Origin of the sequence: Mesorhizobium sp. M1A.F.Ca.IN.022.07.1.1, assembly GCF_003997575.1 — a bacterium.
Taxonomy (GTDB): Bacteria; Pseudomonadota; Alphaproteobacteria; order Rhizobiales; family Rhizobiaceae; genus Mesorhizobium.
This window is the reverse complement of sequence record NZ_RZST01000545.1, coordinates 1-2368: the sequence shown is the minus strand read 5'-3', so window position 1 is coordinate 2368 and position 2368 is coordinate 1. Positions and strand designations below refer to the sequence as shown.

The window sequence follows — 2368 nt, the reverse complement described above, 5'->3', positions numbered from 1 at the left end:
CCTCTGCACTTCGCGACGCGCAAGACGTCGCTGCTCTTTGCCGCGCTGGTTCTGGCCGGCCCGAAAGGGCTTCGCCGCGAGAAGGTGGCGGCGATGCTGTGGACCGGCAGCGGCGAGCAGCAGGCGCGAAACAGCCTGCGCCAGGCCCTGGTCGACATCAGGCGGCTGTTTCCGTCCACCGGCAACGAGGCCATTCGCATCGAAGGCAATGCCGACACTATCTGGGTGGTGGCGAATGACAACGAGGCCGACATCTGGATTTTCGACCGGAACTGCCAGGCCGATGACGGCGCGAGCCTCGCGGCAGCTGCCGACCTGTACCGGGGTGACCTGCTCGACGGACTGCCATCCCCCGGCGAAATCGACGAATGGCTTGCGCCGCTTCGGGCGAACTACACCCGCAAGGCGTTGGACCTGGCCGAACGGCTGAGCCTTCTGCCGGAACTCGGTGAACGCGAGGAGCAGGCCTGCGAAAGACTGGCTGAGCGGCTAGTGACGTCCGACCCATGCGCCGAGCAGGCCCACCGCGCCCTGATCCGCGTCTTCCGCCGCCACGGCCGCACCAACGACGCCTTTCGCCAGTTCCTGGCCTGTAAGGAAGCGCTCAAGCGCGAGCTCGGTGTCGAGCCTGAGGAAGCGACGCGGGCGCTGATCGAACGCATCGAGGCGCCAATGGAGCTGAAGGGTTCGATAGCCGACTATGGCCAGCCCAAGGCCGAACTTTCCCGCCTGGAAGCGAAGGCGCCTCGCCCTGTCGTTTCGGTGCCGGAAAAGCCGTCGATCGCGGTCCTGCCGTTCCAGAACATGAGCGGCGACGCCGAGCAGGAATATTTCACTGACGGCGTTGTCGAGGAGATCACGACGGCGCTGTCGCATGTCAGCTGGCTGTTCGTGATCGCGCGGAATTCCGCCTTCGCCTACAAGGGCCAGGCGGTTGACGTCACCCGCGTGGCACGCGAGCTCGGGGTGCGCTATGTGCTGGAGGGCAGTGTCCGCAAGGCCGGCAGCCGGCTTCGGGTGGCAGGTCAACTTATCGAGGCGTCGGCGGGAGTAAATCTCTGGGCCGACCGCTTCGAAGGCGATGTCTCGGAAGTGTTCGAACTGCAGGACCTCGTTGCCTCCAGTGTCATCGGCGCAATTTCACCCAGACTCGAACAGGCCGAGATGGCGCGCGCCAAGCGCAAGCCCACCGAGAGCCTCGACGCCTATGACCACTATCTGCGCGGCATGGCGAGCCTTTACCGCTGGACGAGAGAAGGGCTGGAGGAGGCGTTGCCACAGTTCTACAGGGCCATCCAGCTCGACACCGATTTTGCCGCCGCGGAAGGCGCTGCCGCCTGGTGCTATTTCTGGCGCATGGCGAATGGCTGGATGACCGACCGGCAGAAGGAAACAGCCGAGGTATCCAGGCTGGTCGGCGACGTGGCTATCGCCGGCAAGGACGATGCGGTGGCGCTGGCTTTCAGCGGCCTGGCGCTGGGTTATGTCACCGGCGATTACGAGGCCGGATCGGCACTGGCCGACCGCGCGCTCGTGCTCAACCCGAACTGCGCAGCCGCCTGGAGCGCCAGCGGCTGCCTCAAGGCCTGCCATGACGACCCGGACATCGCAATCGAGCACATGTCGCGGGCAAGGCGGCTGAGCCCGCTCGATCCGCTGACCTTCTTTATGCAGACCTTCACTGCCTTCGCTCACTTCGTGGCCGGCCGCTACGACGCCGCCTGGCCGCTCGCCGAGGCGGCGTCGCGCGCGCAGCCCTATTATCTCACCGGCCTGCGTGTGGCGGCCGCCAGCAACGCCATGGCCGGCAGGCTGGATGCCGCGAGCAGGCACATCGCGCGCTCGCTGGAGCTCGACCCGCAACTGAAGCTTTCCAACCTCAAGCATCGGGTAGGGCAGATCAGGCCAGAATATTTCGCCAAATATGTCGAGGCGCTACGGCTAGCCGGCCTCCCGGAATGACATGTCTTGGCGCTCTCTCGTCAGTCTGGTAGCGCCGCGGTCTTGATTTCCGCTCCGATGCGAAGCGTCTCACGCAGCAGGAGATCGAGGTCGTCGCGGCGGGTGCGGTGGTTGGTGATCGCGACCCGCAGGCAGTGCTGCCCGTGCACCGTGGTGTCGGACACGGCTGCAATGCCTTCTTCCTGCAGCCTGAGCATGATTTCGGTGTTGAACGACTTGAGCTGTTCCTCGGAGGCGCCGTCCAGGCGATGGCGGAAGCAGACGATGTTGATGGTGGTCGGCGCCGTCAGCTCGAGCGCCGCCTCGACCCGGATCAGCTCGGTCAGATAGCCGGCCTGGGCGATGTTCTGGTCGATCAGCCGCCCGAATTTCTCGATGCCATGCTCCTTGAGCGACATCCAGATCT

1 protein-coding gene and 1 pseudogene are annotated in these 2368 nt (G+C 65.2%); one reads left to right on the top strand and one right to left on the bottom strand.

Going from position 1 to position 2368, the window contains the following annotated elements; translation table 11 throughout:
* Window positions 1-3 precede the first annotated feature (3 nt).
* Entirely contained in the window at window positions 4-1962 is a 1959-nt protein-coding gene (locus EOA75_RS31910; protein ID WP_245466804.1) for a BTAD domain-containing putative transcriptional regulator, read from the top strand.
* A gap of 20 nt (window positions 1963-1982) precedes the next feature.
* Here EOA75_RS31910 and EOA75_RS31905 read toward each other — a convergent pair.
* Window positions 1983-2368: pseudogene (locus tag EOA75_RS31905) on the bottom strand (amino acid decarboxylase); the annotation flags it as partial.